Origin of the sequence: Lentibacillus kimchii, assembly GCF_042666895.1 — a bacterium.
In the GTDB taxonomy this organism is placed as follows: Bacteria; Bacillota; Bacilli; order Bacillales; family Amphibacillaceae; genus Lentibacillus; species Lentibacillus kimchii.
On the sequence record NZ_JBHTGR010000055.1, the window covers coordinates 26760 to 50314 of the forward strand.

Here is a 23555-nt window from a genome sequence, read left to right on the forward strand (position 1 = left end):
TCAATGAAATGTCGCAGCCTCTTTTGGTTCATTAAACTTCCCGAGCATTTACTTCCAGCCACTATTGGATTAAGATGATGTCAGAGGTGATTGTCATGGGTGTTGTAACAGTTGATTTTGATGGAACGCTTTATCAGGGTGATTCATTTAAGGTCGTTATGGAGGGGGCCAATCAGGCGTTTGGCCTGAAACAGTGGACCGTTATCTCAAAAGGTCTCGCTAAAGCTTCGACGGCTGGTCTGACTAAAGGCAAAAACGCCTTCAAATTGTCTTTTTTCGAAGCCTTTGCTAAGTCGTTTAAAGGCATGACGCGAGCAGAGCTGGATCAGTTTTTCCGGCGTTTAGTCGAAATCGGCAAGGACGATGTTCATCAGGGACTGATAGAAAAAATACACGAGCATGAACGCCAGGGCGATCAGATTATTGTTCTGTCCGGAGCATTTCAGCCATTTCTAAAAGCTTTTACGGATGCATTCTCACTTAATGTGCATATTATTGGCACTGAATTAATGTTTAATCAGCGCGGCTTGTGTACCGGTCATGTCCGGTCAGTTGTCAATGGCGATGAAAAAGTCAATCATGTACAGGCTTGGATGGACCGCCAGAAACGATTTGGTTACCTGACTGAAGAAGAATCGCGTGATACATGGGCTTATGCTGACAGTGAGAGCGATGTGCCTTTGCTCGAATTCGTTAAACATCCCTTTGTCGTTAATCCGGACAAGTCGGTTAAGAAAGTAGCTGTGGAAGAGGGATGGCCGCTTTTCGGCTGACAGCTGCCAGGGTAACGTCAGGTCATTACGGGCATACTGGTTTTAGTATTATATTAAAAGGATGTCGGCTATGGATGTCAGGGTTGCATTAACGTACACAACACCGAAAGGAACGCAAACGTCTTTCAGCTCGGAAGCAATGCCGGCTGCTAAGGCCCTGTTATTGGCTGAAGATCTGGAAAAAACTGGCCGTGCTGCGCAGCTCACTTTCTTTGATAACTATGATGGCAGGTGGACGTTCAAACAATTGAAGAAGCAGCTGGACATTATTCAGACAGAGCCTCATGGAATGACAGTTTATTTCGATGGCGGTTTTGAACGTGATTCGAAAAAGTCCGGATTAGGATGTGTCATCTACTATGAGCAGAACGGCAAATCATGGCGCCTGCGCCAGAATGCCCTGGTTGAGGAGCTGGAGACCAATAACGAAGCAGAATATGCTGCGCTGCATTTGGGCATTCGGGAATTGCTGCTGCTTGAGGTGCATCATCAGCCGGTGATCTTTGCCGGTGACTCACAGGTGGTTATTAAGCAATTGCAGGGTGAATGGCCCTGTTATGAGACTGAGTTAAACAAGTGGGCCGATCGTATTGAAGATGATTTGCACCGGTCGGGGATTGATCCAGTGTATGATCTTAAGTCACGCCAGCATAATCAGGAAGCGGACTGGCTGGCAGCCCAGGCGTTAAAGGGTGTCGACATAACAAGTATGCGGGAGCTGTAGCTTAGAAGAAATTTTTCTTGATCCTGTCCAATGACAGTCGTGACGTCAGGTTTGCCGAAAGGTGAGCAGGGGCTTTTCCTCTTGAGCGTTTAGCATCAGTTTGATAATTTTTGGAATAGCGTGTTTTCATTTGCTTTGGTTACGTTCACTTGTAGTTTGAAGCGGGCTATTTATAGTCCTGGAACGTTTGAAACGTTTTATGTCATGTGCCGCCCAAACGCAAAAAAATGAGTTCATTTTGAAAAGGATGAATCAAAATGAACTCATCTTCTTTTAAGTCTCTGACTGTGTGCTGCTGGTTCAATGTTTAGTTTGTTGCTTTTAGTGTGTTTTCGCCGATGTCATCAACTTTTTCGATCCAGTTAAATGGATCCGGAATTTTGCCGTACTGGATAGCCGTTAATGTGTCATAAAGGCTTTTGGCTATGGCACCAGTCTGACCGTCGTTAATCTCCATGTGTTCCTGCCAGACGAGTTGGCCAATTGGCGAAATAACAGCAGCCGTCCCAGCGCCAAATGCCTCTTCCAGTGTTCCTTCCTGATAGGCCTGATAGATTTCATCCATCGAAATTTTCCGTTCTTCAACTGGAACATTCCAATGCTGCAGGAGCCGGATAACAGAATTGCGGGTGACACCATCGAGAATGCTGCCGTTTAGCGCAGGTGTGATGACCTGTCCGTTAATCTTAAAGAAAATGTTCATACTGCCGACTTCTTCGACATAACGCCGTTCAACGCCGTCAAGCCATAGGACCTGAGCAATGCCTTCCTCAGCCATCTCCTGGGCTTTCAGGCTGGCAGCATAATTCCCGCCGGTCTTAGCTTCGCCGGTTCCGCCTTTTACGGTGCGGACATAGTCATTTTCCACCGCTATTTTAATCGGATTAATTCCTTCTTCATAGTAGGCACCAACAGGGGATAATATAATCATAAATTGATAATGACGAGATGGTGCTACACCGATGAAAGGCTCCGTTGAAATGATAAATGGCCGGATATACAAGGAAGTTCCTTCAGCTTGCGGGATCCAGTCTTTATCAATCGAGACAAGCTGTTTGACCGCTTTTAAGGCAAACGTTTCATCGATCGGCGGTATGCATAGCCTGTCGTTGGAGTGGTTCATCCGCTTAAAATTCCGCTGCGGGCGAAATAATTGAGCCTCGCCATCGTCGTTCAAGTAAGCTTTTAATCCCTCAAATACGGACTGGCTGTAATGAAAGACCATAGCTGACGGATCGATCATCAGCGGTGCATAGGGCACTATGCGTGCCTCATGCCAGCCTTCATCCTCCGTGTAGTCCATTACAAACATATGATCCGTAAAAGATCGCCCAAACGCCAGCTGATCTGCCTGAGGTTTTTCTTTACCTGATGAGCAGAGGTTTACTCTAATGGATTGCTGTTCGTTCGTCATGTCGCCATCCCCTTGTGTAAAAAGTTGAAATCTATCATAGAATAAATTGATCACAAACGCAAGCCCAAAATTAGTATTTACTAAATTATATAAATATTTAAACAATAAGACTTCCTTAGCAAAATGGGATGTGTTAGAATCCATAGTTATCTGACTATTAAATCATTACTTCGGAGGGATGGACATGAAAACATTGGAAAAAGTCAGCAGCTTTGCAGGAAACACATTTGCGATCTGGGTCATTTTATTCGGTATCTTAAGCTTATTGTTTCCAGATGGGTTTGCTTGGATAGCCCCGCACGTAACACTGCTATTGGGAATTATTATGTTTGGGATGGGCCTTACGCTCACGCTGGATGATTTTAAAGGCGTGCTGAAGGCACCGGCAAGTGTTTTCATAGCCGCAGCAGCCCAATATATTATCATGCCTCTGGTGGCATTTGGCCTGGCGGTTGTATTTCAGCTTCCGGCCGAGGTAGCTGCTGGTGTGATTCTGGTTGGCTGCTGTCCGGGGGGTACTGCTTCGAATGTCATGACCTTTCTCGCCAAAGGCAATACGGCTTTATCCGTCTCGGTTACGGCCGTATCAACGATTCTGGCGCCCATTTTAACACCGGTGCTGACATGGCTTCTTGCCAGTCAGTGGCTTCCCGTATCGGCTGCCGATATGGTCACATCGATTGTGCAGATTGTGCTGATTCCGATTGTTCTGGGAATTGTTGTTCGTTTGCTGTTCAGCAAACAAGTCAGTAAGAGTGTAGCAGCACTGCCGCTTGTTTCCGTTGTGGGAATTGTTGCTGTTGCCTCAGCAGTTGTAGCGGTTAACCGGGAAGAAATTCTTTCAACGGGCCTGTTAATTCTTTCGGTCGTCATACTGCATAACGTACTGGGACTTGTGATAGGTTATACGATCAGCAAGCTGTTCCGCTTTGATTTTGCGGATCAAAAGGCGGTATCAATCGAAGTTGGTATGCAAAATTCCGGCCTGGGCTCAGCATTAGCGCTTGCCCACTTTTCACCGATTGCGGCGGTTCCAAGTGCGCTGTTCAGTGTCTGGCACAACATTTCCGGTCCGCTGATTGCCACGTGGTGGGGCAAAAAGAGCAACCATTTGCCTCAGGACGATGAGGACCATAAAGCCGGATAAGAAGGGCTTCGATTCGCGGTCAGCTAATCTATTAAAACAGTATTGAGGTATTGAATTATTAAAATATTAAGTATATAATATGCCGAAATAGAAAGGTGGTCTTCGAATGGACAACAATGATTTGCGTATTAAAAGCCATGTATTCAGTGATGACACAATGCGGGCACCGAACCGCGCGATGCTGCGGGCAGTTGGTGTTGACGATGCGGATTTTCAAAAGCCAATGGTCGGCATTGCAAGTACATGGAGTGAGGTAACACCATGCAATATCCACATTGATGATCTGGCGGTCAGCGCCAAGACAGGTGCGCGGGACGCAGGAGCAACGCCGCTTATTTTTAACACTATCACGGTGTCTGACGGTATTTCCATGGGCACCCAGGGTATGCGCTATTCACTGCCCAGCCGGGACTTGATCGCGGATTCGATCGAAATGGTTGTGGGTGCGGAAAACCTTGATGGATTTGTGGCGATTGGTGCCTGTGACAAGAATATTCCTGGCTGTATGATTGCGATTGCGAATGCGGATGTGCCGGCTGTATTCGTGTATGGCGGGACGATTGCACCTGGAACACATAACGGTAACGCTATCGATATCGTTTCTGTTTTTGAAGGTGTCGGCAAGCATAACAACGGCGATATTGGTGATGAGGAGCTTAAAAACATTGAATGTAAAGCCTGCCCTGGCTCCGGAGCCTGCGGGGGCATGTACACCGCTAACACCATGGCATCCGCTGTGGAAGCGATGGGTATGAGTCTGCCCGGAAGCTCGTCAAATCCCGCCGAATCTGAGGAAAAGGCGGCTGATTGTGCGGAAGCAGGCAAAACGGTTTACACGCTGCTGGAACAAGGTATCTATCCGAAAGACATCATGACGAAAGAAGCATTCGAAAATGCCATAACCGTCGTGATGGCGCTTGGTGGTTCGACGAATGCGATTTTGCATCTCTTGGGGATGGCCCATGCGATCGGTGTTGATCTCGAAATTGATGACTTTAACCGAATGCAGGCCAAGGTGCCGCATCTGGCTGATTTGAAGCCAAGCGGGCAGTTTGTTATGCAGGACTTGCACAAAGCGGGCGGTGTTCAGGCTGTTATGAAACTGCTGTATGAGGCTGGTTACCTGCATGGCGACTGCTTGACTGTTACTGGCCGGACTGTTGCGGAAAATTTGGCGGAAGCACCGTCTCTGTCTGAGGACCAGTCCATCATTGCGCCGCTGGACCAGCCAAAACGAACAGATGGGCCGCTTATCGTCTTAAAAGGCAACCTGGCACCGAGAGGAGGGGTTGCTAAAGTATCGGGGATACAGGTGACCCGTCACACAGGCCCTGTCCGCGTGTTTGACACAGAACAGGAAGCGATTGACGCTGTCAAACAAGATAAAATACTGGAGGGCGATGTGCTTGTCATTCGTTATGCCGGTCCTAAAGGTGGACCAGGCATGCCAGAGATGCTGGCTGTATCCAGTCTGCTCGTCGGCAAGGGTCTGGGTGAAAAAGTGGCCTTGCTGACCGATGGCCGCTTTTCTGGCGGGACTCATGGTCTGGTCGTCGGTCACATGGCGCCAGAAGCCCAGTCTGGCGGACCGATTGCCTTTTTGCAGGAAGGCGATCAGGTGACGATTGATGCTGATAAAAAAGAATTATCAGCGGCTGTATCTGATGCCGAATTTGAACGGCGCAGACAGCAATGGACAGCACCGCAGCTGTATCAGAAAGGGGTGCTCGGCAAATATGCCCATAACGTCTCCTGCTCCTCAAAAGGCGCTGTAACAGACTACAAAACTAAAAAAGATTAAACGAAAAAGCGGAGGCTGGGACATAACGAGAGCGACTAACTCAAGCGTCGAACAATGCTCCGATTCAGCGGAGGAAAAGACGGCGACTCCTGCGGGAGCAAAGGCATAGGTGAGACCCCGGAGTGCGAACGCACTTCGGAGGCTCATCAGCCGCCCGTGGAAAGTGACGTCTTTTTTCGGAGCGGTTCAGTCACGCAAGTGGTTCGCACTTTTGTCTCAGCCTTTTTTTATGTCAGCCAAAAGGGGCTCATTTTTTTAAAAAATTTTTATGAGCAGTTATTTTTCCGTCACAGGGAACTTGTAAACGCATACATAGTTATCTGATTTATCGAAACTGTCAAAAAAGTATTGAAATACGGTTGACTCGCAGGATAAAACGTTATATGATTAGCGACAATATTAATTTTCTAATGATTCGAAAAGAAGCAAAAAATCTTACAACCACAACTTCATAATATAAACACGATGACGGGAAAAAAAGAACATGCCGATGCATTACCAGAGAGCCGGGGTTGCTGGAAACCCGGAAATGCATATTGTTCCGACATCTTCTCTGAGTGCCTTGCTGAACGGAAGAATTTCCTATTAGGCATGGCCGGGTGCACACTCATGCACCTGTTGAAAAAACGCAGCTGACAAGGCAGTCAGCTGACAAGGTAGCATTTGCGAGAATGCTATAAATCTGGGTGGTACCGTGGAAAGAAGACTCTTTTCGCCCCTATTATGCTGCCAGTGGCAGATTTGGGGCTGGGAAGGGTCTTTTTATATTCAGGTCAAACTGCCGGTGCACGAGGAAGTACTGGTTGTTTGATCAATACCAAAGGAGGCGAGTTGCCGTGAATGCTGAGCCTGAACAGGAATTGAAACAGATGGAGGAAAAGATGACGGGTGCCGATTTACTGATTCAAACACTCGAAGCCGCTGCTGTCGAGACAGTTTTCGGTTACCCAGGAGGCGCGGTGTTACCGATCTATGATGCGTTGTACCGCAGTGATGCCTCCTTTAAGCATATCCTGACACGGCATGAGCAGGGAGCTGTGCATGCGGCTGAAGGCTATGCCCGGGTTACCGGCAAGCCGGGTGTGGTTCTGGCGACGTCGGGACCGGGTGCTACTAATCTGATGACGGGCATTACCGACGCTATGATGGATTCGCTGCCGCTCGTTATCTTTACGGGGCAGGTGGCTACATCCGCCATCGGGTCCGATGCTTTTCAGGAATCGGATGTGATGGGGATTACAACACCGGTTACCAAATACAATTATCAAGTGCGCGACCTTGCAGAATTGCCGCGCATCGTTAAAGAAGCCTTTCACATTGCATCAACCGGGCGGCCGGGACCTGTTGTTGTAGATATCCCGAAAGATATCGCATCAGCTGTTACTTCTGTCAGTACTGATGTGGATGCATCTGATTGCTGCCTCCCTGGCTATCAGCCGAATCAGCAGCCAAATCCACTGCAGATTCTTAAATTGGCTGAGGCACTCGGGCGCTCGGAAAAACCGCTTATCCTGGCGGGCGCGGGTGTTGTGTTTGCAGAAGCAGCGGATGCCTTAAAGGCTTTAGCCGAAAGGCATCGGATCCCGGTCGTCAATACCTTGCACGGACTGGGAAGTTTTCCCGCAACACATGACTTGTCATTCGGCATGGCCGGGATGCATGGCAGTTATGCGGCGAACATGGGCATTGTTGACTGTGATTTGCTGCTTAATATCGGGGCGCGTTTTGACGACCGGCTGACAGGCAATCTGCAGTATTTTGCCCCAAATGCCAAAGTTGCTCATATTGATATCGATCCAGCCGAAATCGGCAAAAATGTCGAAACAGCCATTCCAGTTGTGGCAGACGCAGGGAAAGCACTTGAGGCACTGCTTGAGACCGAAATCTACGGGGAGCAGCAGGCATCATGGCTGGAAACGCTGAAAGCCAACCGGCAGCAGTACCCTTTCTGGTATGACCGGCAGGAGACTTTCATTTCGCCGCAGGGGCTGATTGAGCAGATTTATCAAATGTCAAACGGAGAGGCAATCGTGACAACCGATGTCGGTCAGCACCAAATGTGGGCGGCCCAATACTATCCGTTTGATAAACCGAATCGCTGGGTAACCTCAGGCGGACTTGGCACGATGGGATTTGGCTTTCCCGCTGCCGTGGGTGCACAGCTCGGCGCACCAGATGACCTGGTTGTGGCTGTTGTAGGTGACGGCGGCTTCCAGATGACGGCCCAGGAACTTTCAGTGATTAACGAAAGACAGCTGCCGGTCAAGGTGGTCATTGTTAACAATCAGTCGCTCGGCATGGTTCGGCAATGGCAGGAAAGCTTTTATGCCAAACGTTACTCTGAATCGATTTTTCCGGAAAATCCGGACTTTGTCAAACTGGCGGAATGTTACGGCATTCGCGGGATGCAGGCTGTTCAGGAGTCAGAAGCAGCTGCCGTGCTGGCGGAAGCATTTGCCTGTGACGGCCCGGTGGTGATTGACTGCCGCGTCGTTCAGGAAGAATCCGTCTATCCGATGATTGCACCGGGAAAAGGGATCCACGACATGATAGGGGTGACACGATGAAGCGCATTATTACAGCCGATGTGCAGGATCAGTCAGGGGTTTTGAACCGTATTACCGGCATGCTGCATAAGCGCCAGTTCAATATTGACAGTATTTCGGTCGGCAACTCAGAGCGGGCTGGCATTTCAAAAATGACCTTCGTTGTGGAGGTAAATGATGATCAGAAAGTGGAGCAGCTGACGAAACAGCTGAATAAACAAATTGATGTCTTAAAAGTAAAGGACATTACAGAACAGTCAATTGTGGCACGGGAAATGGCGCTGATCAAAGTTGGCGGAAGCGGCCAGCAGCGGACAGAGATTCAGGGAGTGATTGCACCATTCCGCGCGTCTGTCATTGATGTCAGCCGCGACAGCATGACCATTCAGATCACTGGCAAACCGGAGAAAGTTGAAGCCCTGATTGCTCTGTTAAGACCGTATGGCATTAAGGAACTGGCCAAAACAGGGATGACAGCCTTTTTGAGAGGCCAGCAGCCCAAAGATATTACTGAGATCAATTCCCAATTTGTTTAATTTAAAAAGGAGGACGCGAAAAATGGCAAAAGTATTATATGAACAGGATATAGACACAGGTGTCTTGCAGGCGAAGAAAGTTGCGGTGATTGGTTACGGATCTCAAGGCCATGCGCATGCACTTAATCTGCGGGAAAGCGGCTATGACGTCATTATCGGTGTCCGCCCTGGTAAATCACAGAAAAAAGCCGAGGATGACGGTTTTACAGTAAAATCTGTAGCTGAAGCTGTTCAAGAAACAAACGTTATGATGTTCCTGCTCCCGGATGAGCTTCAAACGGGGGTCTATGAAAAAAGTATTAAACCTCATTTAAAAGAGGGCGATTCACTTGCATTCGCGCATGGATTTAATGTGCATTTTTCGCAAATCGTTCCGCCAGACAATGTCAACGTATTTATGGTAGCGCCGAAGGGACCAGGTCATATAGTACGCCGTACGTATGAAGACGGTGGAGGTGTTCCGTCATTATACGCTGTCCATCAGGATGTTTCAGGCGATACGCGTGACGTAGCTCTGGGCTATGCACAAGGCATCGGCTCAGCAAGAGCTGGTATTTTGAAGACAAGTTTCCAGGAAGAGACAGAATCTGATTTGTTTGGTGAGCAGGCTGTTCTTTGCGGAGGCATGACGAGTCTTGTCAAGGCCGGTTTTGAGACATTAACAGAAGCTGGCTATCAACCTGAAGTTGCCTATTTTGAATGCTTGCATGAGATGAAAATGATCGTTGACCTCATGTATGAAGGCGGGCTGGAAAATGTGCGTTATTCTATTTCCGATACGGCTCAGTGGGGTGACTTTGTTTCTGGTGATCGTGTGATTAATGAAGAGACAAGAGAGCGCATGAAAGATGTATTATCTGAAATCCAATCAGGTGAATTTGCTAAAGGCTGGATTTCAGAAAATCAAGCCAACCGCCCGATGTATAATGCCATTAATGAAAAAGAAAAGAATCTGGAAGTTGAAAAAGTCGGAAGGGAGCTGCGTGATTTAATGCCTTTTGTTAAACAGCCATTGCAAGCGAAAGAACAAACGAAACAAAAGGATGTGAAGGCCCATGTCAGTCATTAAGGTATTTGATACGACACTGCGGGACGGTGAACAGTCCCCCGGTGTCAACTTGACCAAACAGGAAAAGCTGGAAATGGCCAAACAACTGGAACGCTGGGGTGTGGACCGAATGGAAGCAGGGTTTCCTGCTTCCTCCAAAGGTGACTTTGAAGCCGTTAAAGCTATTGCTCAAACAATTCAGAACACATCCGTCACAGGGCTTGCAAGAACGCGCCAGGAAGATATCGATACAGCCTGGGAGGCTCTGAAATACGCCGAGGAGCCGCGCATTCATTTGTTTCTGGCCACCTCACCAATCCATATGACCTATAAGTTGAAACAAACACCTGAGCAGGTTATGGAAAACGCCATCAGCATGGTCCGTTACGCCCGGAGCAAATTTCCGCAAGTGGAATGGTCAGCGGAAGACGCTTCCCGGTCTGACTGGCAGTTTCTTGCCCAGATTATCGAACATGTCATTGATGCCGGGGCAACGGTAATCAACCTGCCGGATACGGTTGGCTATTCGACTCCCGCTGAATACGGTGATTTGTTTCGCTTCATCCGCGAAACGGTCCCGAATATTGGGCGAGTGGAGCTTTCCTGCCATTGCCACAATGATCTGGGGCTCGCTGCTGCTAACGCGATTGCAGCTGTCGAAAATGGCGCTACGCAAGTGGAAGGTACGATTAACGGCATCGGCGAGCGCGCTGGCAATGCCTCACTCGAGGAAGTGGCTGTCGCTCTGCGGGTCCGCTCAGATTATTACCAGTATGCAACCAATCTTAAATTGGATGAGACGAAGCAGACCAGTGACTTAATCGCCAAATTAACCGGCATGTACGTGCAGGCAAATAAAGCTGTAGTTGGCCGCAATGCATTCCAGCATGAGGCAGGCATTCATCAGGATGGTGTCTTAAAAAATAGAGAAACCTATGAAATTATGACACCGGAAATGGTCGGCGTCAAAACGGACACATTATTCCTTGGCAAACATTCCGGTCATCATGCTTTCCAGGACCGGGTGCAAGAACTTGGCGTTGATCTGTCTGAGGAAAAGTCAAAAGAAGCGTTCGCCAAATTTAAACAGCTGACCGATCAGAAAAAAGAAGTGACTGATGATGATCTGTATACGATCCTGATGGAAATTCAAACGGATACGTCAGCCGTTAATACGTATCAGCTGACGATGTTTCAAGTGCAGTATGGCACAGCGAATATCCCGACCGCTACAGTGTCACTGACGGCTCCGGATGGCGGCTCACTGGAGACAGCCTGCACTGGACAGGGAAGTGTTGAGGCATTGTACAACACACTTGATGCGCTGATTGAGGAAGAACTGCACTTAACAGATTATCAGCTCAGTTCCATCGGCCGCGGCAGAGATGCATTGGCTGAATCGCATGTCCAGCTCACCGTCAATGGTGAAATGACAAACGGCCGAGGGGCTGCGCAGGATGTGCTAGAAGCGTCCGTCAACGCGTTTTTAAACGCCGTTAATCGGTATATTGTCCAGAAAACAATGGCCAAAGATGAACCAGCCGCGCATAAATAACGGTGATCGATCGTTACATGATAAAGGAGGAGAAGGGCATGCATAAGCACATTTCATTGCTTCCAGGTGATGGCGTCGGGAAAGAAGTTATGGAATCGGCTGAAGCCGTGCTGCAAGCAGTCGGCACAGAGTTTGGCCACACATTCACAACGGAGGAGCGGGCAATCGGTGGTGAGGCGGTCGATCATTATGACACGCCTCTTCCGGAAGCAACCATCCAGGCTTCCGAACAGGCTGATGCGCTATTGCTTGGTGCTGTCGGCGGTCCCAAATGGGATGGGGTGTCTGCGGCTAAACGCCCCGAAAAAGGACTGCTGGGTATACGGAAAGCTATGGGCCTGTTTGCGAATCTAAGGCCTGTCAAATGGTTTCCGGCATTACAGAGTGCTTCGCCGCTGAAAGAAAGTGTCATTGCCGGCAGTGACGTGCTTATCATCCGTGAGCTGACAGGCGGCCTTTATTTCGGCGAGCCACGCGGACGCAACGGCCAGGGGGATGCGGTTGTGGATACGCTCAGTTATCAGCGCGCGGAAATGGAGCGGATTGTTGACAAAGCATTTCAGAGTGCACACATGCGGCGCGGGCATGTCACATCAGTCGACAAAGCAAATGTTCTCGAATCAAGTCGGATGTGGCGCGAAGTAGTCGAGGCAAAAAGCAAGGACTACCCTGATGTTGAAGTGGAGCATATGCTCGTGGATGCCGCCGCCATGGCATTAATCACACAGCCTAATCAATTTGATGTACTTGTGACGGAGAATATGTTCGGTGATATTTTAAGTGACGAAGCTTCCGTTCTTACCGGTTCTCTCGGCATGCTGCCATCTGCAAGCATTCGCTCAGACGGCTTTGGCCTCTATGAACCAGTGCATGGCTCAGCGCCTGATATTGCCGGCCAGGGCAGTGTTAATCCGTTAGGCATGATTTTATCAGTCGCGCTCATGCTGCGTCATTCCTTCCAGATGACAGAAGAAGCGTCTGCTGTTGAACAGGCGGTCCAGGAGACGCTTAATCACGGTTATCACACAGCAGATCTGCCTCAGGAAAACGGTCAGCTTATGGATACAGAACACATGACAGCAGCCGTTATCGATTATTTAACAGCTAAGAGTGTTTCAGACAGCATTTGCCGTATGTATGTCTGATTATGGGGAGGTGTGAATGATGGGCAAACCAGAAACGATTATAGAAAAGATTTGGAACAATCATCTGGTGCACCAGGAAACGGCGAAACCTGATTTAATGTATATTGATCTGCATCTGGTGCATGAGGTGACATCACCACAGGCGTTTGAAGGCCTCCGCTTAAATAATCGCCGCGTCCGACGCCCGGATCTGACATTTGCGACGATGGATCATAATGTACCGACACACAACCGGGATGTCATTGCGGACCAGGTTGCGGAAAAGCAAATGGACACATTGAAGAAAAATTGTCAGGACTTTGGTGTGAAGTTGGCCGATATGTTTCATCCTTATCAGGGGATTGTGCATGTCATTGGCCCGCAGCTCGGTATGACCCAGCCAGGTAAAACCATTGTCTGCGGCGACAGTCACACATCAACGCACGGCGCGTTTGGTGCGCTCGCGTTTGGCATTGGCACGAGTGAAGTTGAGCATGTGCTGGCAACGCAGACATTATGGCAAAAGCCGCCGAAAACCTTGAATGTTCATGTGGACGGTGACCTTGGAACAGGTGTTACAGCGAAGGACTTAATTTTGGCGATTATTTCAAAATTCGGTGTTCGTTTTGGTTCAGGTTATATCATGGAATATACGGGCGAAGCGATCCGGAACTTATCAATGGAAGAACGTATGACGATCTGCAACATGTCGATTGAAGCCGGTGCCAGAGCGGGGCTGATCAGTCCGGATGAGAAAACGGTCGATTTTCTCCGGGATAAGCCCCATGTGCCGCAGGGTGAAGCATTCGAGGCAAAAGCAGTAGAATGGCTGAATCTAGCAACCGATGAAGGGGCTGCGTACGACAAAACGGTAACCATTCATGCTAATGAGATTGAACCGCAAGTATCGTGGGGTACCAATCCCGGCATGTGTGTCCCAGTCAGCGGCAGCACACCGGTGATAGACCAGTCCGAAAATCCGGATGAGGTCACGCGTGCTCTTGACTATATGGGACTTAAGGAAAACAAGCCGATGACGTCTATCGAGGTTGGTCATGTCTTTATTGGGTCATGCACGAATTCACGTATTACCGACTTACGCAAAGCTGCCCAAATTGCCCAAGGGCAGGAGGTGAATCCGGGTGTTCGTGCCATGGTGGTGCCAGGTTCCTTTGGTGTCAAAGTCCAAGCAGAAAAGGAAGGACTTGATAGAATCTTTAAAGATGCCGGATTTGAATGGCGTGAAGCAGGCTGCAGCATGTGCCTGGCCATGAATGACGATATTGTGCCACCTGGTGAGCGCTGTGCATCAACGTCCAACCGTAATTTTGAAGGCAGACAGGGGAATGAGGCCCGTACGCATTTGGTCAGTCCGGAAATGGCTGCCGCAGCCGCTATTAATGGTCACTTTGTTGATGTCCGGAAACTTACGGTGAATGTGTAGTCTGTCTAAAACACTAGATAAGAGACCAGTTTATGTGGGGTGTTAACCATGAAAGCGATCCAGGAACATGAGGGTGTGGCTGTTCCGTTAAATCGGGCAAACGTTGACACGGATCAGATCATCCCGAAACAATTTTTGAAACGGATTGAGCGGACCGGCTTTGGTCAGTTTCTGTTTTACAATTGGCGATTTGATGAAACAGGCCAGGAGCGTGCTGACTTCATCCTGAATCAGCCGGACTACAAAGAGGGCACGATTTTACTGGCCGGCGAAAACTTTGGCTGCGGCTCATCCCGTGAGCATGCGCCATGGTCGCTCGAAGATTATGGCTTCCAAGTGATTATCGCACCAAGTTTTGCCGATATTTTCTATAATAATGCCATGAAAAATGGCATTCTGCCTATTGAACTGCCTGAAGAATACGTGCAGCAGTGGATAAAACAGGCAGAGCAGGGGAAACTGGTGCTGAAAGTCGATTTAGAGGAACAGATTATTCAGGATCAGATGCAGAAAATAACGTTCGATATCCCGGCTTATCAAAAGGAAAATTTGCTTTATGGGCTGGATGATATCGCCATCACGCTGAAGCATGAAGATGTCATCACGGCGTTTGAGGACGCCAGACAGGTTTAGGAAAGCTGCAGGCAAAAATCGTTAATAAAGGAGTGAGCTGACTTGGGGATTGGTTAAACAAGGATCTAATGAACAAAGCTAGGGAGCAGCTGGCAACGATTGCACACCGTACACCCATTTTGCGGTCAGCGACAACAGATGCTCTGGCCGGGAAACATGTGTATTTTAAAATGGAAAACCAGCAGAAGACAGGTGCATTCAAATTTAGAGGAGCAAGTTTTAAACTCCTGCAGCTGCCAGAGGAAAAACTGGCAAAAGGCGTGATTGCTGCATCGGCTGGCAATCACGCGCAGGGCGTAGCAAATGCCGCAACCCGGCTGAATACGCAAGCAACGATTTTTATGCCGGAGCATACACCAGCGGCTAAAGTTGAGGCCACCAGGACTTACGGTGCAGAAGTGGTGCTTACCGGCGAATCATTTCAGGAAGCGTATGATGCCTCAATGCAGCGACAATGGCAAACAGGAGCTGCGTATATTCACCCGTTTGATGATTATGAAATCATGGCCGGTCAGGGAACTGTTGCAGCCGAAATGCTCCAGCAGGAAGACCGACTTGATACGCTTATTGTCCCGATTGGCGGCGGCGGGCTGATCAGCGGAATTGCTGCAACTGCCAAATATATGAATCCGCATATCAAGGTGATTGGTGTGCAGGCCTCAGGTGCAGCAGCCATGTATGAAAGCTATTACGGTCATCGTCTCAAGCGGCTCGAGCAGGTGTCTACGATTGCTGAAGGGATTGCCGTTAAAAAGCCAGGCGACCTTACCTGGCCATTGATCAATCAATATGTTGATGATATCGTCACGGTCAATGATACAGATATTGCATCAGCTGTTGTCTATATGCTTGAACGCAATAAAACATTGCTGGAAGGCGCCGGTGCCGCGTCTCTGGCTGCATTGTTTGCTCACGGGAGTCGCATACAATCAGAGCATTGCGGCATGATCGTCAGCGGCGGCAATATGGATATCAGTACATTGCCGATGATCCAGCAGCTTGCCAGCAGCCATCATCGGTCAGCCTAAAATGATAAAAACCCGGGTGAAGATGCTGAATAAACAGGTCTTTATCCGGGTTTTTACGTTTGTCTTGTATGATATTATATAAGGTTATAAATACGGCATGAAGAAGTGACTGAAATGTTACGCAAAGCTTTTCGCGTGATGTTTATTAAGACAAACGTTATAATCATAGGTTGTCATTGCTTGTATTTTTGGCTTCATATGCAAGCCGTTCTGAGATATGTCACAAGAGACCATCCAGAAAATCTAAAAGCAATTAAGTAAAAGCAATCAGGAGTGAATTCATCATGCTAGAGCATATTTCAAATGGTTATGTGGCAAAAGAAACTTTAAACAGCAGTCTGCCGAAAGTGAAAAATGACGACCAGGCTGCTCAACAATTTAATGAAGGGTTTAATTTATCCAGAAGCACGATGAGGTTTGCAGGTCTATTTGAATTAATCGGCTCTCTATTTTTATTGATGTCCGTATTTGGAAAAACGTTTGTTCGAATAGGATCGATTATGATCACTATTATCCTTAGCGTTGCTGTTTTTAAACATTTTGAAGCTGGTCATGGCCTTAAAGGAGCCAAAAAAGCGCTGAAACTCTTGGGTTTAAATAGCATCAACTTCCTGGAAACACTAAGCAGCACTAATAAATAGTGGCTGCAAGGCCAAAAAATGCCTCAATCAATCTTTTGAAGAATTGAGGCATTTTTATTTAGGGATAGAGCATTTGGGCGTTCTTCATTAAGCTGATTGTTTCAGTATCTGACTATTTAACATTTTGTAAAATCCATATGTTAAAATTAAGGCAGTATTCATGTTTACGGTTTGATGGTTTAAAACAGTTAAGGAAGTTAAAAGATGGAGGATGAAAACGTGACTTCTGTCGAGGTGCAGCGATCCAGCAAAACAAAAATCTCCTTTCTTGGTTTGTAAGGCTGGGCCGTACAATAAAATATGGAGGGTAGAATTTGAAACAGCGTATTTTGGGATTTTTGCTATATTTTGTTTCGTTTTTTATTGTAGCCTCAGTGACTAATGCTATTTTTAAAGACGGTTTAAATGTACTGACGGTTTCTTTAGTCGCTTTGATGGTTAGTCTTGGGTTAGCCTGCATTGGTCCGGGGAAAACAGATGGAAAGTAAACTAACGGAATACTTCCCGATCAGGTATTTATTGAATTAAAAAGGTGGTGGTACGCCTTTGAATGATGATTTAAAAGGTGTATTTGATAGAATGGGGATACTGGACCTGATTTTTATAATCCCTATGTTTCTGTTATTTTCTTACTTACCTGTTTATAATTTTTGGAGCATAATAATAAATACAATTATTGTTATATTTTTTGCGTTTGGTTTGTCTGCGGCGTTTCATATTCTTGTTAGCATTATTAAAAAGAGAAATGATCAGAGTGGATGATAGAAATGTAAGACCATTTTAATATGGACTTTTTTATCGGAGGAGCCGTTTCTAAATTTAGTAATGATAAGTTCACTTAATTTATCGCTCTATGGTTTTATTGGATTCCTGGTAGTGCTGATACGGGTAATATTAGGGGGCAGTATATTGATTGGCATTATTTTCTCAGTGTTTGTCATTTTAGTAGTTAGTATAGGCATTTATAAAATGGTTTCGGGAAAAGGAACGCCTAGCAATAGTTATACACCATTTGACCATATTACTGGTCAGACTGACACCGCGTTTCACGAGGAAAAAGAGTACGATGAAAAAGAAAAGAATTAAGTAATAGCGGTTTTAGCATTCTTAATTAACGGAGGCTAAAGGAATAGAGAACGGCAATTAATAAGAAGTCTGAAGACTATTAACACCTAAACAAACGAGCGTGATGGTTAATAAAAAACACCATAAAAAAGCGTCTGAACCCTGTCACATCAAGGAACAGACGCTTTAATTACGGATGGAGCATATCGGGCTCGAACCGATGACCTCATCGCTGCCAGCGATGCGCTCTCCCAACTGAGCTAATGCCCCGAATAAGTACACTATATATTATAGCCATTTTTTCAGTGTGTTTCAAGGGGTTGTTTAATTAAATCTTAAATCCAGTCTTCTTTCATTTCCGCAAGTACGTTTTTAACAGAAATGGATTTTCTGACGTTATCATAAAGATGCTTTACGGGTATATGATAGAGGAATAAACGCACCGTTTACAAAAGAGGGAGGCATTCAAATGGATTTAGGACTGAAAGACAAGTCTGTGCTCGTACTGGCATCGAGTAAAGGGCTGGGAAGAGCAACGGCTAGCCAATTTGCAATGGAGGGTGCCAGGGTGTTTCTGTCAAGCCGGGATGAATCACAGCTTAGCCAGACTGCCGCGGCGATACGCGAGGAAACTGGCAACCCGGACGTCACATATAGTGTTTGTGATATAACGGATGGCGATGCCATTAAACAGCTTGTTTCAAAAGCGGTTCGCGAGCAGGGACCAATGGATGTATTAGTTAATAACGCCGGCGGGCCGCCAGCGGGCACATTTGATGATATGAAAGATGTTGACTGGCAGGGTGCATTTGAGCTTAATTTGCTGAGCTTTGTCAGAGCTATTCGTGAAACATTGCCTTATATGCGACAGCAGGGAGGCGGTCACATTCTTAACTTCGCTTCATCATCCATTAAAGAGCCAATCGATAATTTAATTCTGTCCAACACATTCAGAGCGGGGATTACAGGCCTGTCCAAAAGTTTATCGCAGGAGTTGGCTGCGGATAATATTTTAATTAACACAATCGGACCTGGGCGTATTGGGACAGACCGGGTTGACCACCTTGATGCGGTTAAGGCAGAAAAACTGAATGAATCACTGGCGGAAGTGAAGCAGGAGGCAGAGAAACAGATTCCTGCAGGGCGCTACGGTGAGCCGGTGGAGTTTGCAAAAACAGCTGTGTTTCTTTGTTCACAAGCGAATACGTATATCACAGGTCAATCACTGCTGGTGGATGGCGGCATGATCAAAGCACTTTGAGTCCTGTCAAATCAGGATTCATATCAGGATGGCACCTGTGCATTGACAGCGAGTCAGAAAGGACTTATGCTGTTTGTGTAACGGGTTACATAAACGTTCTTGCAGATTGCCCCGTTATGTGAGATATTGAACGATTAATGAATGGGAAGGAATTTTTTATGGCGACTATCCGGGATGTAGCAAGATACGCCAATGTCTCAACGGCAACGGTATCCAGAGTTATGAACCGCAATGGCTATGCAGATGCAGAAACCAGCAGACGGGTGAAAGAAGCCATTGAACAGCTTGATTACAGACCCAATGATGTGGCGCGCAGTCTCTTTAAAGGGCGCTCTGGCATGATCGCGCTGCTTGTTCCCGATATTACAAATCCCTTTTTTCCGGAACTTGCGCGCGCTGTGGAAGATAAGACAAACCTCAATGGCTATTCATTTGTGCTTTGCAACACCGATAATGATGTAGCTAAACAGCTGAATTATTTGAATGCCCTGCAGCAAAAGTCAATTGATGGTTTTATTATTGTTTCCAGCTCGCTTACACCAGATAACATGCAGTCTCTTCAAGTGCCTGCTGTGGCACTTGATCGCGTTATTAGCCCCAGCATGCCGTCGGTTACCGTTAATAATCGGAGTGGTGCCAGACAGGCGGTTGATCATCTGAAGGCGATTGGCTGCCGGCGTATTGCTCATGTTGCCGGACTGGAATATGCTGATAACGCAGCTCAGCGAATGCGCGGCTATCTGGATGCTGTGAAGCAGGAAGATTGGTTCGACAGCCGTTATATTGTGTCGGGTGCATACCATTTCAATCAGGCCCAGGAAGCTGTTGAGACGATGCTTTCTAATAATCCGGACATTGATGGCATTTTTGCTGGTAATGATATGATGGGTGCTGGCGTGCTTCATGCCGCAGCTTCGTTAGGCAAACGAATTCCCGATGATCTGGCAGTCGTTGGTTTTGACGGGATTGCCCTGAGTGAAACGGTAACCCCTGCTTTGACGACGATGACGCAGCCGATCTATGATATGGGCGCGAAAGCTGCGGACATGCTGATCAATCAAATTGAGACGGCTGATTCAACCGTTATGACAGAAGAGTTTAACGTGCAGCTGGCAGAACGCGAATCAACGTTACGAAAGGCGGCTACGAATGAGCAGTAAACCGAATGTCTGTATTGTTGGCAGCATTAATATGGATTTAACAGTCACCACCGAGAGCATGCCAATGCAGGGTGAAACGGTTCTCGGCGATCAATTTTTCACAAACCCCGGCGGTAAAGGAGCTAACCAGGCGGTAGCAGCGGCCCGAATGGGGGCAGATGTCACCTTTATCGGGGCAGTTGGCGACGACCCATTTGGCAAACATCTGCTGGAAAACCTAAGAAATGAGGGTGTTGCTGCAGATGGTGTTGACACGATGTCTGAATCAGCCACGGGAACGGCCACCATTATTTTGTCGGATAATGACAACCGTATCATTGTCGCACCTGGAGCGAACAGGGATGTGACGTCAGACAGAGTGGCGGAATATCGCAATTTAATCCAAAACAGTGATATCGTTCTCCTGCAGCTGGAAGTGCCTATGGATACCATTGCATTCACAGCTGAAGCAGCTGAACAGGCAGGGGTTCCGGTTGTTCTGAATCCTGCCCCATTTCAGTCTTTGCCGGAGGAAGTTCTGAACAGTGCCCGCTACATGACGCCAAATGAAATTGAACTGGCATCACTGCAAAACGAAGCAGAGTTTCCACTTATCAAAGAAAAATCAATCGTTACTCGTGGTGAGCAAGGTGTTTCGTTTGTTGTGAATGGGGCGGAGCAAAAAGTGCCCAGTCATGCTATTCAAGTCAAGGATACAACAGGTGCCGGTGATACATTTAACGGAGCACTGGCCGCAGAACTCGCCAGTGGCACCGCACTGGAAAGGGCTGTCGCCACAGCGAACGCAGCCGCCGCTTTATCAGTAGAAAAAATAGGTGCACAGGGCGGGATGCCCTACAGACAGGATGTTGTGACGTTTTTGCAGGGAAAAGACTAGGCTGCCCGACATGAAGCAGCTCTTTAATGAAACAGGACTTAACTGACAAGAACGCCGTTTACTATGGAAAAAACCGGTTGATTGCGTTTTCAAGTCTTTATGTAGTAAACTGGACCATGCAGCTAAAAGCAATGATTAGGAGGTTCTATTTTGGTACTACCATACGCACACGAAACAGAGACAGATTTCAGCGATAAACAAAATTATGCTGACTATGAAGCAGCCCTCCGAAAAGTTGAAAGTCAACTGGGTCAGGATTATCCGCTGGTTATTGGCGGAGAGAGAGTTTATACCGATAATAAACTGACATCTGTTAATCCTGCTAACACAGAACAAGTTATCGGCAGAGCTTCTATGGCTACGAAAGAACATGTTGAACAGGCAATGGAATCTGCCAAAGAAGCATTCAAAACATGGAAAAAGTGGACACCAGAAGAGCGTGCTGAAGTTCTGTTTAAGGCAGCTGCGATATCCCGCCGCCACAAGCATGAGCTTTCCGCGCTGATGTCTTTTGAAGCGAATAAACCATGGGGTCAGGCTGATGGCGATACAGCGGAAGCCATTGACTTTATGGAATATTATGGCCGTCAGATGGTTCGTCTGGGACAAGGCCGCGAAGTCAATGACCGGACAGATGAAAATAATACCTTCTTCTATCAGCCAATCGGACCTGGTGTTGCTATTCCGCCGTGGAATTTTGCTTATGCCATTGTAACTGGTACGACCGTTGCGCCGATTGTAGCGGGTAATCCGGTTCTGATGAAACCGTCGGAAAATACACCCGTTATTGCGTATCAGCTGATCAGAATTCTGGAAGAGGCAGGTCTTCCTAAAGGTGTCGTCAACTTCATTCCGGGTGACCCTGCTGAAATTGGTGACTATCTTGTTGACCATATCGATACACAATTCATCAATTTCACCGGCTCCCGCGCGACTGGTACGCGTATTTATGAACGTGCTGCTGTTGTCCATGAAGGCCAGGCACATTTGAAGCGTGTCGTTGCTGAAATGGGTGGTAAGGATACGATCGTTGTCGATAACGACGCTGACCTGGATCTTGCAGCCCAGTCGATCGTTGATTCAACATTTGGCTTCCAGGGGCAAAAGTGCTCGGCATGCTCACGTGCTATTGTGCATCAGGATGTCTATGACGAGGTACTGGCTAAAACCGCTGAAAAGGCTAAGTCCTATACAGTCGGCAACCCTGGTGAAGAAAATGTTGGTATGGGTGCTGTCGTCAACCAAAAACAGTTTGATAGAATTAAAGATTACATTGAAATCGGTAAGCAGGAAGGCGAACTCGTTTTTGGCGGCGAAACAGACGACTCCAAAGGCTATCACGTTTATCCAACCATCTTTAAAGACCTGGATCCGCAAAGCCGTATCATGCAAGAGGAAATCTTCGGTCCAGTGGTTGGTTTCACGAGAGCAAAAGACTTTGATGAACTTATGGACATTGCCAACAACACGGATTATGCGCTGACAGGCGCGGTTATCTCTAAGAACCGTGCGCATTTGAACCGTGCCCGCTATGAATTTGAAGTCGGCAACTTGTACTTCAACCGCGGATGCACTGGCTCCATTGTTGGCTACCAGCCATTTGGCGGCTACAAAATGTCCGGAACGAACGCCAAAGCAGGCGGCCCGGATTATCTCCTGAACTTCCTGAATCCAAAAACTGTAACAGAAACCTGGTAAATATAAAAAAAGGCGGCACCGTTACGTGCCGCTCTTTTTTATAGCTAGTTGAATTCATAATGTCCCTGTTCTCTTCATAAACAGCTGTAGGCTTAAAACAGAACTCTCGCCAGATAGATGACACCTGTTACGCTGATGGCACTGCAGATGGTGGAAAATAACACAATCTGCGCGGCCAGATGCGGGTGATTATCATATTCCTGGGCAATCACCGAGCTGTTTACCGCTGTCGGCATGGCAGAGGCTATGAATAGAGCCTGGGCTGTGATGCCATCAATTCCCAACAACAAGATGATGATGAAGGCGATGGCGGGTCCGAGCACTAAGCGCACTATCACACTGTAGTAAACATCCGTCAGGGCTGAGGTGAGTTTAATTTGTGCCACTTGAGCACCCAGCAGAACCAGGGCTATTGCGATCATCCCGTCAGAAATATAGTTCGCCGGCGTCCATAAAAAGGACGGCATGGGCACGTTAAACAGATTGAGCAGGATACCGGCTGCCATCGCATACAGGACAGGCATTTTAAAATAGCTGAGAATGGCTTGCCATTTGCCGATGCTTGCTGACTGCATAGCGAAAATGCCATAGGAGAACGTCAGGATATTTTGCATCGTCAGAATAATGACTTGAATGGACATGGCAAATGAATCGCCTTTAAACACAAGGTCGTTTACCGGCACACCATAATTGCCCGAGTTGAACAGAATCACACTGTTTGAGAATGTCGCGCTTTTCGATTGACTATACCCCTTGAATTTCGCAATAAGCTTGGAAATGAGGAACAGAATGATCATGTATAAGGCGAAAAATAGGATAACCAGCAAAAAGATTTTGCCGGAAAAATTCGTATCATATAATTTAACAAAAATGAATCCGGGAACAAGAAAATAAATATTCAGCTTCGCCAGCGTCTGCAGATCAAGCTTAAATTTTTTCTCCATTAAAAACCCGATCCCCATAATGATGAAGACAGGGAGCAGGATATCAATTAAAATTGTATACAGTTCAGTCAACAAAGTCGCCCTTTCTTGTGACTATCATAGAGATTCTATTTTAGTAAAAACCCGGCTATGATTA

At 47.2% G+C, this 23555-nt stretch carries 22 protein-coding genes and 1 tRNA gene; 20 read left to right on the top strand and 3 right to left on the bottom strand.

From position 1 onward, the window contains the following. Positions 1 to 74 precede the first annotated feature (74 nt). Positions 75 to 773 carry an HAD family hydrolase gene (locus tag ACFQU8_RS10900; protein ID WP_382359796.1) on the top strand — a complete coding sequence of 233 codons (699 nt, stop codon included), beginning with the start codon at positions 75 to 77 and terminating at the stop codon, positions 771 to 773. A gap of 70 nt (positions 774 to 843) precedes the next feature. Beyond that, positions 844 to 1497 carry a reverse transcriptase-like protein gene (locus tag ACFQU8_RS10905; protein ID WP_382359799.1) on the top strand — a complete coding sequence of 218 codons (654 nt, stop codon included), beginning with the start codon at positions 844 to 846 and terminating at the stop codon, positions 1495 to 1497. Between the two features lie 307 nt (positions 1498 to 1804). Here ACFQU8_RS10905 and ACFQU8_RS10910 read toward each other — a convergent pair whose 3' ends face one another. Continuing rightward, positions 1805 to 2911: a branched-chain amino acid aminotransferase gene (locus ACFQU8_RS10910; protein WP_382359802.1), complete on the bottom strand. Its 1107-nt coding sequence runs from the start codon at positions 2909 to 2911 to the stop codon at positions 1805 to 1807. Positions 2912 to 3095: 184 nt separating this feature from the next. Between ACFQU8_RS10910 and ACFQU8_RS10915 the strand changes: the two genes are divergently transcribed. The 14 genes from ACFQU8_RS10915 to ACFQU8_RS10980 all read left to right on the top strand — a co-directional run bounded on the left by ACFQU8_RS10915 (position 3096) and on the right by ACFQU8_RS10980 (position 17500). After that, positions 3096 to 4058: a bile acid:sodium symporter family protein gene (locus tag ACFQU8_RS10915; RefSeq protein WP_382359805.1), complete on the top strand. Its 963-nt coding sequence runs from the start codon at positions 3096 to 3098 to the stop codon at positions 4056 to 4058. A gap of 106 nt (positions 4059 to 4164) precedes the next feature. Then, a complete protein-coding gene (ilvD, locus tag ACFQU8_RS10920; protein WP_382359808.1) occupies positions 4165 to 5859 on the top strand; it encodes a dihydroxy-acid dehydratase in 1695 nt (564 codons plus the stop codon). An 836-nt stretch (positions 5860 to 6695) separates the two neighbouring features. Further along, entirely contained in the window at positions 6696 to 8426 is a 1731-nt protein-coding gene (ilvB, locus tag ACFQU8_RS10925; protein ID WP_382359811.1) for a biosynthetic-type acetolactate synthase large subunit, read from the top strand. Next, positions 8423 to 8941, top strand: a complete 519-nt coding sequence (gene ilvN / locus ACFQU8_RS10930; RefSeq protein WP_382359814.1) for an acetolactate synthase small subunit — start codon at positions 8423 to 8425, stop codon at positions 8939 to 8941. Before ilvB ends, ilvN begins: the two co-directional genes overlap by 4 nt. A 22-nt stretch (positions 8942 to 8963) precedes the next feature. After that, positions 8964 to 10010 (top strand): ketol-acid reductoisomerase, encoded by a 1047-nt coding sequence (gene ilvC / locus ACFQU8_RS10935; RefSeq protein ID WP_382359817.1) that lies wholly within the window; start codon positions 8964 to 8966, stop codon positions 10008 to 10010. Then, positions 9997 to 11544: a 2-isopropylmalate synthase gene (locus ACFQU8_RS10940; protein WP_382359820.1), complete on the top strand. Its 1548-nt coding sequence runs from the start codon at positions 9997 to 9999 to the stop codon at positions 11542 to 11544. The genes ilvC and ACFQU8_RS10940 overlap by 14 nt, the downstream gene beginning before the upstream one ends. A gap of 38 nt (positions 11545 to 11582) precedes the next feature. Next, positions 11583 to 12689 (top strand): 3-isopropylmalate dehydrogenase, encoded by a 1107-nt coding sequence (gene leuB, locus ACFQU8_RS10945; RefSeq protein ID WP_382359823.1) that lies wholly within the window; start codon positions 11583 to 11585, stop codon positions 12687 to 12689. A 19-nt stretch (positions 12690 to 12708) separates the two neighbouring features. Further along, complete coding sequence (leuC, locus tag ACFQU8_RS10950; protein ID WP_382359826.1) at positions 12709 to 14112, top strand: 3-isopropylmalate dehydratase large subunit; 1404 nt, start codon at positions 12709 to 12711, stop codon at positions 14110 to 14112. 48 nt (positions 14113 to 14160) lie between these two features. Further along, positions 14161 to 14745: a 3-isopropylmalate dehydratase small subunit gene (gene leuD / locus ACFQU8_RS10955; protein ID WP_382359829.1), complete on the top strand. Its 585-nt coding sequence runs from the start codon at positions 14161 to 14163 to the stop codon at positions 14743 to 14745. A 68-nt stretch (positions 14746 to 14813) separates the two neighbouring features. Next, a complete protein-coding gene (gene ilvA, locus ACFQU8_RS10960; RefSeq protein ID WP_382359832.1) occupies positions 14814 to 15773 on the top strand; it encodes a threonine ammonia-lyase in 960 nt (319 codons plus the stop codon). Between the two features lie 284 nt (positions 15774 to 16057). After that, entirely contained in the window at positions 16058 to 16414 is a 357-nt protein-coding gene (locus ACFQU8_RS10965; RefSeq protein ID WP_382359835.1) for a hypothetical protein, read from the top strand. 314 nt (positions 16415 to 16728) lie between these two features. Further along, the gene (locus ACFQU8_RS10970; RefSeq protein ID WP_382359838.1) at positions 16729 to 16902 is read left to right on the top strand and encodes a hypothetical protein; all 174 of its coding nucleotides are present in this window, start codon (positions 16729 to 16731) and stop codon (positions 16900 to 16902) included. Between the two features lie 58 nt (positions 16903 to 16960). Beyond that, on the top strand, positions 16961 to 17176 hold the full coding sequence (locus ACFQU8_RS10975) for a DUF6007 family protein (protein WP_382359841.1): 216 nt from the start codon (positions 16961 to 16963) through the stop codon (positions 17174 to 17176). 63 nt (positions 17177 to 17239) lie between these two features. Then, a complete protein-coding gene (locus ACFQU8_RS10980) occupies positions 17240 to 17500 on the top strand; it encodes a DUF3951 domain-containing protein (protein ID WP_382359844.1) in 261 nt (86 codons plus the stop codon). Between the two features lie 176 nt (positions 17501 to 17676). Here ACFQU8_RS10980 and ACFQU8_RS10985 read toward each other — a convergent pair. Next, positions 17677 to 17749 (bottom strand) — tRNA-Ala (locus ACFQU8_RS10985). A 199-nt stretch (positions 17750 to 17948) separates the two neighbouring features. Between ACFQU8_RS10985 and ACFQU8_RS10990 the strand changes: the two genes are divergently transcribed. The 4 genes from ACFQU8_RS10990 (at position 17949) to pruA (ending at position 22475) form a co-directional block, all read left to right on the top strand. Next, positions 17949 to 18740, top strand: a complete 792-nt coding sequence (locus ACFQU8_RS10990; RefSeq protein WP_382359847.1) for an SDR family oxidoreductase — start codon at positions 17949 to 17951, stop codon at positions 18738 to 18740. Positions 18741 to 18898: 158 nt separating this feature from the next. Further along, the gene (locus tag ACFQU8_RS10995; protein ID WP_382359850.1) at positions 18899 to 19900 is read left to right on the top strand and encodes a LacI family DNA-binding transcriptional regulator; all 1002 of its coding nucleotides are present in this window, start codon (positions 18899 to 18901) and stop codon (positions 19898 to 19900) included. Next, positions 19890 to 20777 (top strand): ribokinase, encoded by an 888-nt coding sequence (gene rbsK / locus ACFQU8_RS11000; protein WP_382359853.1) that lies wholly within the window; start codon positions 19890 to 19892, stop codon positions 20775 to 20777. The genes ACFQU8_RS10995 and rbsK overlap by 11 nt, the downstream gene beginning before the upstream one ends. A gap of 150 nt (positions 20778 to 20927) precedes the next feature. After that, complete coding sequence (pruA, locus tag ACFQU8_RS11005) at positions 20928 to 22475, top strand: L-glutamate gamma-semialdehyde dehydrogenase (protein WP_382359855.1); 1548 nt, start codon at positions 20928 to 20930, stop codon at positions 22473 to 22475. 92 nt (positions 22476 to 22567) lie between these two features. On the opposite strand, the gene ACFQU8_RS11010 is transcribed toward pruA, so the two are convergent. Next, entirely contained in the window at positions 22568 to 23491 is a 924-nt protein-coding gene (locus tag ACFQU8_RS11010; RefSeq protein ID WP_382359858.1) for an AEC family transporter, read from the bottom strand. Between the last annotated feature and the right edge of the window lie 64 nt (positions 23492 to 23555).